Below are 8436 nucleotides of genomic sequence, written 5' to 3'. Positions count from 1 at the left end.
GCGGTCGCGCAGGGCGGGGGCGAGGTCACGGATCGCTGCCAGGACGTCATCGGCCATGGGGGCATCCCCTTTCGGGTCGTGGTGGGGGAATGCCAGGACCGTACGGCGTGCCGTACGGCAGCGAAATGCGCTGCTCCCACTGAGCGGGAACCCTCGTGCGGGAGGGTTCCCGGCGGGTCAGAGCATGGGGTCGTGGACGTCCATGCCGAGGGCGTCCTGGGCGTAGAGGACGAGTGCCCGGTCGACGTCGTTGGCGGCCTGGCCGCGGCCGGTGTGCAGGTCGCGCCAGGCGCGCTGGAGGACGTCGTCGCCCACGTGGAGCGGTCCGCGGCCGGCGTTCTCCATGAGCAGGTCGACGGCCGTGATGGCGCGTTCGGTGGCGAGGGCCTGGTCGCGGCGGGTGCGGGCGCGCAGCTCCATGGGGATCGGGGCGCCGTCGCGAGCGAGCGCGTACAGCTCGGTCATGTTGCGGTGGAGCTGGAGCCGGGCGGCGTCGATCTCGCCGGCGGCGCGGGCGATGCGCGCCTGGGCGAAGGGGTCCTCGGTGGCCCGTCGGCCCTGCGGGGCCTTCAGGCGCTCGCGGGCCGCGTCGACCTGGTCCTCGTGGGCGCCCTCGGCGATGCCGACCATCGCGGTGGAGATGGTGGTGGTGAAGACGGCGGCGTACGGCAGCCGGTACAGCGGTTCGGGGTGGACCTCCTGCCCGGGGCAGCGCAGCGTGGTCACCGGGCCGTAGCCGAGCGCCCGGTGGGCGGGGACGAAGGCGTCCTCGACGAGGATGTCGTTGCTGCCGCTGCCGCGCAGCCCGACCGTGTCCCAGACCGCGTCGACGCGGTAGTCGGCGTACGGCACCAGGAAGGTCAGCATGTCCACCGGCCGGCCCTCGGCGTCGGTGACGAGGCCGCCGAGCAGCGCCCACCGGGCGTGGTCGCAGCCGGCCGAGAAGTGCCAGCGGCCGGAGAGCCGGAAGCCGCCGTCGACGGGGGTGACCTCGCCGGTGGGGGCGTGGGAGGAGCAGATCCGGGTGGATCCGTCCGTGCCCCAGACCTCCTCCTGGGCCCGTGGGTCGAACTGGGCCACGTACCAGGGGTGGACTCCGAGGACGGCCGCCGCCCAGCCGGTCGAGCCGCACGCCTTGGCGATCTCGTGCACGGCGGCGTAGAAGACGGCCGGGTCGGCGGCGAGTCCGCCGTACGCCCCGGGCTGGAGCAGCCGGAAGAAACCGGCCTCCGTCAGCTCCTTCACGGAGGCGTCGGGGACCCGGCGCAGCTCCTCCGCCTCGGTCGCGCGCTCGCGCAGGGCGGGGGCGAGGGCGCGGACCTCCGCGAGAACGTCCTCGTCGCGCATGGGTGCCCCTCTCGGAATCCGGTCTCGTCGTGCCGTGACGAGAGGGAACCTACGCGTTACTGTTCCGAGACGGAACTCCCCCTTCACAGCGCTGTCATCCTCTGGCAATCTCCACGCAATACCGGAGATTACGGACCCGGCCAGGGGTCGATCGGCTGTGCTGTCCGTGTGGGAGGTGCCGATGACGACCAGTGCTGTCGAGGCTGTCGAGGCCGGGATGGCGCCGCTGTCCCTGCTGGAGAAGGCGGCGAAGGTGCTGAGCGCCTTCGAGAGCGCGGGGCCCCGGCTGACACTCACCGAGGTCGTGCAGCGCTCGGGCATCCGCCGCTCCTCCGCGCACCGCATCCTCGACCAGCTGGTGCAGCTGCGCTGGCTGGAGCGCGAGGGCCGCGACTACCGACTCGGCATGGGCATGCTGGAGCTCGGCGCGATGGCCTCGCACCACAACCGGCTGCGCCGGGCGGCGCTGCCGCATCTGCACGCGCTGCACGAGTCCACCGGCCATCTGGTGCACCTCACCGTGCTCGACGGCTCCGAGGTGGTCTACTTGGAGCGGATCGGCGGCTCGGACGACTCCGTCGTGCCCTCGCGCATGGGCGGACGCCAGCCGGCCTACTGCACGGCCTCCGGGAAGGCGATCCTGGCGTTCAGCGACAGCGGGCCGGTGGAGCAGGTGATACGGGACGGGCTGCGGCCGCGCACCCCGCGCACCCTCACCCGCCCCGAGTCCTTCCGGCGTGAGCTGGCGATGACGCGGGAGCGCGGTGTGGCCTTCGACCACGAGGAGGGCTACCGCGGGGTCTTCTGCGTGGCCGCTCCGCTGCGCGGTGCGGGCCGGGCCATCGCCGCGATCTCGGTGAGCGGCCACGGCGTCCACCGGGAGATGGAACGGCTCGCCCCGGCCGTACGCGGCTGCGCGCGGTCGGTGTGGCAGTCGATGTTCGGTCCCGGACGGCAGTCGGAGAAGCGGGACCGGCCGGCCGGTGCGGGGGCCGCCGAGGCGCTGCCGCAGCCCTCGATGGACAACATGATGGCCTGGCTGCGGTTCAGCGAGTGGATGTGAAGCGCGCCCGCAGGGCGGCGAGCCCGGTGCCGTAGGTGCCGTCCCCGAAGACCGCCTCCACCCGGGCGACGACGTCGTCCGCGCTCCGGTAGACGGCGGACCAGCGGACCTCGGCGCCGTCGGGGTGCGGACGCACGGCGAGCGTCGCCACGTAGTCGTGGACCGGGAGCATGACGGGGTCGAGGAGGGCGTACCGGTACGAGCGGGCGGCCTCGTCGCGGTCGAGCAGACACTCCCGGGCGACGGTCGCTCCGTCGACCGCGAAGACCCTGACGGTGCCGGCGGCGGCGGGGTCGCCGCCGTCCTCCAGGGTGGACGGCGGCACGTGGGGGTGCCAGTCGGCGAGGGCGCCGAAGTCTCCGACGACCGCCCACACGGCGTCGGGGGCGGCCGGGAGGACGGCGGAGCGTTCGAGCATACGGGGGTTCACGGGCGTCTCCTCGGTGGGGGTGCGGCAATGGGATACAGGTAGGGGCACCCGTGCGGGTGCCCCTTGTTCTCTTGTCCTGGTGTCCTGGTACGGGTCGTCACCAGGTGCTGTCGCCGCGCAGGAGCGCGTCGGCTCCCCCGTCGGCGAAGACGACCTGACCGGTCACGAGGGCGTTCTCGGGCGAGGCGAGCCACGCGATCAGCGGGGCCAGCTGCTCGGGGCGGGCGTGGCCGTGCAGCGGCATCGGCACGCTCTGCTCCACGAGCCCCCGCATCTCCGGGTCGTCGAGCAGCGGCCGGGTCAGGGGCGTGACGACCACGCCGGGGGCCACGGCGTTGAGCGGGACGCCCGCGCCGGCCCATGCGTCGGTGGGGGCGGCGCGGCGGATCCAGCGGGAGATCGCCGCCTTGGAGGAGGAGTAGACGAGGTGCCCTTCGCCGCGGTCGACGGCCGCGCGCGAGGCGGCCACCGCCGCCGTCTCGTCCCCGGCGAGCGCGGCGTCCACGATTGCGGGGTCGGTCGCGTGGACGGAGTCGATGGAGCCGACGACCACGGCCCGCGGATCGGTGCCGGCCGCGAGGAGCGGACGCAGACCGTCGAGCGTGGCCACGGCGCCGAAGTGGTTGACCCTGATCGTGAGGGGGTCGAAGTGGGCGACGCCCGCGCAGGAGACGACGGCGTCGAGACGGCCGCCGGTCAGCTCGCGGGCCCGGGCGACGAGTTCGGCCCGGCCCCCGGCCGTGGACAGGTCGGCGCGGATGTCGCCCTCGGTGAGGTCGGCTCCGATGACGGTGTGGCCCTGCTTCCGCAGCAGGGCGGCGGTGGCCTCGCCGATGCCGGAGGCGGCTCCGGTGACCAGACAGGTTCGGGACATGGCGGTCCCCTCCTCAGGAATAGGTGATCTCGACCCGGTCGGTGAGCGGGAGGGCCTGGCAGGCCAGGACGTATCCCTCGGCGATGTCCTGGTCGTCCAGGACGTCGTTGCGGAGCATCTTGACCTCGCCCGTCACGACCCGACAGGTGCAGGCGCTGCAGGCGCCCTCCCGGCAGGAGTACGGGGCGTCCACGCCCGCGGCCAGGAGGACGTCGAGCAGGGGGGTCGCCGCCGGCCAGGCGACGGTGCGGGTCTCGCCGTCGAGCTCGACCTCGGCCGTGCCGGCGCCCTCGGTCTCCGTGCCCTGCGGCACCGCGGGGGCGTCGAAGACGTCCGCGCTCAACGAGAAGAAGCGTTCCCGGTGGATGCGGTCGCCGGGCGTGCCGAGCGAGCGCAGGGCCTGCTCGACGGCGTCCATGAGCGGCTGCGGGCCGCAGACGAATGCCTCGCGGTCGGCGTACGGCGCGAGCGCGGCGGCAAGGAGTTCCGTGGCGGGCAGGCCCTGGAGCGACTCCAGCCAGTGGGTCACGAGGAGCCGGTCCGGGTGGTCCTCGGTCAGCTCCCGCAGTTCGTCGCGGAAGATGACCGAGGACTCGTCGCGGTTGGCGTACAGCAGCACCACCCGGCCCCGGCCCCCGGCCAGCGCCGATTTGGCGATCGACAGGACGGGGGTGATGCCGCTCCCTCCGGCGACGAGCAGCAGGTCGCCGTCGAGGGAGTCGGGGGTGAAGGTGCCGGCCGGGGGCAGCACCTCAAGATCGTCGCCCGCCGCGATCCGGTCGCAGACCCAGTGGGAGCCGTACCCGCCGGCGACCCGCTTGACGGTGATCTTCATCGGCTCGCCGGTGTGGGGCGAGCTGGCGAGGGAGTAGCAGCGGGCCGCGGGGTGACCATCCGCGCCGGGCAGTTTCAGGGTGAGGAACTGCCCGGGGCGGTACGTGAAGCGGTCCGCGCTCTCCGGTGGTGCCTGGAGCACCAGGGAGTGCGCGTCGGCCGTCTCGGCGATGACCTCGACGACGCGCAGCCGGTGGGTGCGTGGGCTGGTCGTGGGCTCAGGCATCGTCGGCCTCCGTGGTCGCGGTGCCTGCCGTGCCGGCCTCCGGGGTGCCGGACTCCGGGCCGGCCGGCTCCAGGGTGCCGACCGTCAGGGTGCCGTCATCGACCGCACGGTCGATGCTCGCCCGCAGGGCCCCGCAGGTCCGCATCCGGGCGGTGTTCCCGCCCCGGCCGACCCGTTCGCCGAACTCCGTGCAGACGACGGCCGCGTCGGCCGTCCACTGCACGGAGGTGTGGGCGACGCTGAACTTCTCGCACAGGACCTGGTTGCCGCAGGCCGCGCACTCCACCGCTCGCATGTCAGGCTCCGGTTTCCGTCTCCGCCGCGCGGCGCGCCAGGTTCTCCTCGACCTCGGCGCGCCATGCCGCGTTGGCGCGCTGCGTGTCGATCTCGAACTCGAAGCGGCGGGTCATCTCGTCCTTGACGTCGGCGACGTCGACGTAGAACTGCTCGTACCACCGCCGCAGTTGGTAGACGGGACCGTCCTCCTCGGTGAGCAGGGGATTGTCGATCCGGGTCTTGTTCTGCCAGATCTCCACGTCCTGCTCGAAGCCGACGGTGGCTCCCTCGGCGGTGAGCCGTGCGGCCTCGGCGGCCTGCTCGTCCGTCATCCCGGGCAGCCGCTTCACGATCGCCCCGTACTGGAGCAGGAAGCTGTTCTCGTCGATCGGGTAGTGGCAGTTGATGAGGACGATCTCCATCTCCGTGCCGCCGCCGACGTCGCTGTAGAGGTGGTCGATCATGTAGGAGGGGCCGAAGTAGGAGGCGTCGGAGCGCAGGCGGCCGGAGCTGAGGGTGCCCAGTTCCATGTCCCCGCGGGGGCTGCTCTCCATGTACTGGGTGGCGACGTGGCCGTCGAAGACGTTCTTGAAGTACTCGGGGAACGCGTAGTGGACGTAGTAGAAGTGCGCCATGTCCACGACGTTGTCGACGATCTCGCGGCAGTTGGCGCCCTCGACCCTGAGGGTCTTCCAGGTCCAGTCGCTCCACTGGTCGGCTTCCGGGCCGTGGATGCCCGCGATCTCGGGGACGGTCACCTCGGGGGGCGGCGGGTTGCCCTCGGGGTCGTTCCAGACGAAGAGCTGCTTGTTGCGCTCCAGGGAGATCCAGGCGCGGGTCCTGGCGCGGGGCGGGACGCGGCGGGCGTACGGGATGCCGGCGCAGCGGCCGTTGCCCGACCAGCGCCAGTCGTGGAAGGGGCAGGCGACGGCGTCGCCCTTGACGCTGCCCTGGGCGAGGTTGCCGCCCATGTGCGGACAGTAGGCGTTGAGGACGTGCAGCTGTCCGTCGTCCTGGCCCTGGAAGACCACCAGCTTGGTGCCGAAGGCCTCGATCTCGTGCGGGTTTCCGTCCTTGAAGGCGTCGGCGAGGCCGAGGCAGTGCCAGCCCCGGGCGAACCGCGTCGGCGGCCTGCCCGTCTCGATGACCCTGACCTCGTCGTTGAGAGCAGTCATCTCGTCCCTCCTGATGTGTGTCGGTTCAGTTCTGTGCGGCGAGTTCGACGGCGATGTCGATGAGCTGGTCCTCCTGGCCGCCGACCAGGCGGCGTTCGCCCGCGCGCAGGAGGATCTCGGCGCCGGAGACGCCGTAGCGCTCGGCCTGCCGGTAGGCGTGCTTGAGGAAGCTGGAGTAGACGCCGGCGTGGCCCATGAGGAGGGCGAGCCGGTCGAGCCGGCACTCGTCGTCCATGACGGGGCGGACGACGTCCTCGGCCGCGTCGATGATCTTCAGTACGTCGATGCCGGTGCGGATGCCCATCTTGGCGCAGACGGCGACGAGGGCCTCGACGGCGGTGTTGCCCGCGCCGGCGCCGAGGCGGCGGGTGGAGCCGTCGATCTGGAGGGCTCCGGCCTTGATGGCGGCGATGGAGTTGCCGGTGCCGAGGGCCAGGTTCTCGTGGCCGTGGAAGCCGACCTGGGCGTCGTCGCCGAGCTCGGCGACGAGGGCCTCGACACGGGCGGTGACGTCATCCATGACCATGGCGCCGGCCGAGTCGACGACGTACACGCACTGGCAGCCCGCGTCGGCCATGATGCGGCCCTGGCGCGCCAGCTTCTCGGGGGTCGTGGAGTGGGCCATCATCAGGAAGCCGACGGTCTCCAGGCCCATCTCGCGGGCGAGTCCGAAGTGCTGGTCGGCGATGTCGGCCTCGGTGCAGTGGGTGGCGATGCGGCAGATGCCCGCGCCGTTGCCGTGGGCGGCCCGGATGTCGTCCTTGACGCCGAGTCCGGGGAGCATGAGGAAGGCGATCCTCGCCGAGCGCGCGGTCTCGACGGCCACCTTGATCAGCTCTTGCTCGGGGGTCTTGGAGAACCCGTAGTTGAACGAGGATCCGCCGAGTCCGTCGCCGTGCGTCACCTCGATCACCGGGACGCCGGCGCCGTCGAGGGCGGCGACGATCGACCGTACGTCGTCGGCGGTGAACTGGTGGCGCTTGGCGTGGGAGCCGTCGCGCAGCGAGGAGTCGGTGATCCGGATGTCGAGGGTGTCCGAGTAGGGCATGCGGGGTGCTCCTTACGCGCCCGAGGCGAGGATCGCCTTGGCGAACTCCTCGCCGACCTTGGTGGCGGCGGCGGTCATGATGTCGAGGTTTCCGGCGTAGGGCGGCAGGTAGTCGCCGGCGCCCTCCACCTCCAGGAAGATCGCGACGCGGGCCATCCCGCCGTTCTCGGGGCTCGGATCGTCGAACTGCGGCTCGGCGCGCAGCCGGTAGCCGGGGACGTACGAGGCGACCTGCTCGGCGATCTCCTTGACGGAGAGGGTGATGGCGGCCCGGTCGGCGTCCTCGGGGATGGCGCAGAAGACGGTGTCGCGCATGATGACCGGCGGCTCGGCGGGGTTGAGGATGATGATGGCCTTGCCGCGCTCGGCACCGCCGATGGTCTCGATGCCGCGCGAGGTGGTGCGGGTGAACTCGTCGATGTTCGCCCGGGTTCCGGGGCCGGCCGAGACGGAGGCCACCGAGGCCACGATCTCCGCGTACGGGACGGGGACGACGCGGGAGACCGCGTACACCATCGGGATGGTGGCCTGTCCGCCGCAGGTGATCATGTTGACGTTCGGCTGGTCCAGGTGCGCGTGGAGGTTGGCGGGCGGTACGACGGCGGGGCCGACGGCCGCCGGCGTCAGGTCGACGGCCTTGATGCCGAGTTCGGCGTAGCGGGGGGCGTTGGCCCGGTGGACGTAGGCGCTGGTGGCCTCGAAGACGATGTCGGGCTTCTCGTCCTGGGCGAGCAGCCAGTCGACGCCTTCGTGACTGGCCTCGAGGCCGGCCCGGGCGGCGCGGGCGAGGCCCTCGCTGCCGGGGTCGACGCCGATCATCCAGCGGGGTTCGACGTGCGCGGAGCGCTGCAGCTTGTACAGCAGGTCGGTGCCGATGTTGCCGGATCCGACGATGGCGGCGGTCGCCTTTGTCTTGATGGTCATGATCACCTCAGATGAACGAGAGGGAGACGGAGCCAAGGCCGGCGAACTCGGCGGTGAACGTGCCCCCGGCCGCCACGTCGACGGCCCGGGTGCAGGAACCGGGCAGCACCACGTGCCCCTTCTTCAGGGGCACGCCGAAGCGGGCGACGGTGCGGGCGAGCCAGGCGACGGAGAGGACCGGATCGCCGAGCACGGCGTCACTGCGCCCCTCGGCGAGCAGCTCGCCGCCGCCGCTCAAC

Annotated in this window: 9 protein-coding genes and 1 pseudogene; 1 reads left to right on the top strand and 9 read right to left on the bottom strand. The window is 72.3% G+C overall.

Annotated elements, in window-relative coordinates:
- Positions 1-177: 177 nt before the first annotated feature.
- Positions 178-1347, bottom strand: coding sequence for a 3-hydroxy-9,10-secoandrosta-1,3,5(10)-triene-9,17-dione monooxygenase oxygenase subunit (gene hsaA, locus CCN56_RS20205; RefSeq protein WP_086828750.1), 1170 nt, complete (start codon positions 1345-1347; stop codon positions 178-180).
- Positions 1348-1528: 181 nt separating this feature from the next.
- Between hsaA and CCN56_RS20200 the strand changes: the two genes are divergently transcribed.
- On the top strand, positions 1529-2410 hold the full coding sequence (locus CCN56_RS20200) for an IclR family transcriptional regulator (RefSeq protein ID WP_256962059.1): 882 nt from the start codon (positions 1529-1531) through the stop codon (positions 2408-2410).
- Here CCN56_RS20200 and CCN56_RS20195 read toward each other — a convergent pair.
- The 8 genes and pseudogenes from CCN56_RS20195 to CCN56_RS20160 form a co-directional block, all read right to left on the bottom strand.
- A complete protein-coding gene (locus tag CCN56_RS20195; protein ID WP_256962058.1) occupies positions 2394-2840 on the bottom strand; it encodes an SRPBCC family protein in 447 nt (148 codons plus the stop codon). The genes CCN56_RS20200 and CCN56_RS20195 overlap by 17 nt on opposite strands.
- A 97-nt stretch (positions 2841-2937) precedes the next feature.
- Complete coding sequence (locus CCN56_RS20190; protein WP_086828744.1) at positions 2938-3714, bottom strand: SDR family oxidoreductase; 777 nt, start codon at positions 3712-3714, stop codon at positions 2938-2940.
- Between the two features lie 13 nt (positions 3715-3727).
- Positions 3728-4774 carry a ferredoxin--NADP reductase gene (locus tag CCN56_RS20185; RefSeq protein ID WP_086828742.1) on the bottom strand — a complete coding sequence of 349 codons (1047 nt, stop codon included), beginning with the start codon at positions 4772-4774 and terminating at the stop codon, positions 3728-3730.
- Positions 4767-5069 carry a hypothetical protein gene (locus CCN56_RS20180; RefSeq protein WP_218779429.1) on the bottom strand — a complete coding sequence of 101 codons (303 nt, stop codon included), beginning with the start codon at positions 5067-5069 and terminating at the stop codon, positions 4767-4769. The genes CCN56_RS20185 and CCN56_RS20180 overlap by 8 nt, the downstream gene beginning before the upstream one ends.
- Before the next feature lies 1 nt (position 5070).
- Positions 5071-6225 carry a Rieske 2Fe-2S domain-containing protein gene (locus tag CCN56_RS20175; protein ID WP_086828740.1) on the bottom strand — a complete coding sequence of 385 codons (1155 nt, stop codon included), beginning with the start codon at positions 6223-6225 and terminating at the stop codon, positions 5071-5073.
- Between the two features lie 25 nt (positions 6226-6250).
- The gene (gene dmpG / locus CCN56_RS20170; protein ID WP_086828738.1) at positions 6251-7273 is read right to left on the bottom strand and encodes a 4-hydroxy-2-oxovalerate aldolase; all 1023 of its coding nucleotides are present in this window, start codon (positions 7271-7273) and stop codon (positions 6251-6253) included.
- A gap of 12 nt (positions 7274-7285) precedes the next feature.
- Entirely contained in the window at positions 7286-8197 is a 912-nt protein-coding gene (locus tag CCN56_RS20165; RefSeq protein ID WP_218779428.1) for an acetaldehyde dehydrogenase (acetylating), read from the bottom strand.
- Between the two features lie 7 nt (positions 8198-8204).
- Positions 8205-8436: pseudogene (locus CCN56_RS20160) on the bottom strand (2-keto-4-pentenoate hydratase); the annotation flags it as partial.

This window comes from Streptomyces sp. NRRL B-24572 (assembly GCF_002156145.1).
GTDB lineage: Bacteria > Actinomycetota > Actinomycetes > Streptomycetales > Streptomycetaceae > Streptomyces > Streptomyces vietnamensis.
The sequence above is the reverse complement of the archived record's forward strand: the minus strand, read 5'-3'. Positions and strand labels throughout refer to the sequence as shown.

What these genes read in the sequence shown, in the direction of transcription:
- hsaA (WP_086828750.1), bottom strand. Translation starts at nt 1,347, where the DNA reads ATGCGCGACGAGGACGTTCTCGCGGAGGTCCGCGCCCTCGCCCCCGCC.
- CCN56_RS20200 (WP_256962059.1), top strand. Translation starts at nt 1,529, where the DNA reads ATGACGACCAGTGCTGTCGAGGCTGTCGAGGCCGGGATGGCGCCGCTG.
- CCN56_RS20190 (WP_086828744.1), bottom strand. Translation starts at nt 3,714, where the DNA reads ATGTCCCGAACCTGTCTGGTCACCGGAGCCGCCTCCGGCATCGGCGAG.
- CCN56_RS20185 (WP_086828742.1), bottom strand. Translation starts at nt 4,774, where the DNA reads ATGCCTGAGCCCACGACCAGCCCACGCACCCACCGGCTGCGCGTCGTC.
- CCN56_RS20180 (WP_218779429.1), bottom strand. Translation starts at nt 5,069, where the DNA reads ATGCGAGCGGTGGAGTGCGCGGCCTGCGGCAACCAGGTCCTGTGCGAG.
- CCN56_RS20175 (WP_086828740.1), bottom strand. Translation starts at nt 6,225, where the DNA reads ATGACTGCTCTCAACGACGAGGTCAGGGTCATCGAGACGGGCAGGCCG.
- dmpG (WP_086828738.1), bottom strand. Translation starts at nt 7,273, where the DNA reads ATGCCCTACTCGGACACCCTCGACATCCGGATCACCGACTCCTCGCTG.
- CCN56_RS20165 (WP_218779428.1), bottom strand. Translation starts at nt 8,197, where the DNA reads ATGACCATCAAGACAAAGGCGACCGCCGCCATCGTCGGATCCGGCAAC.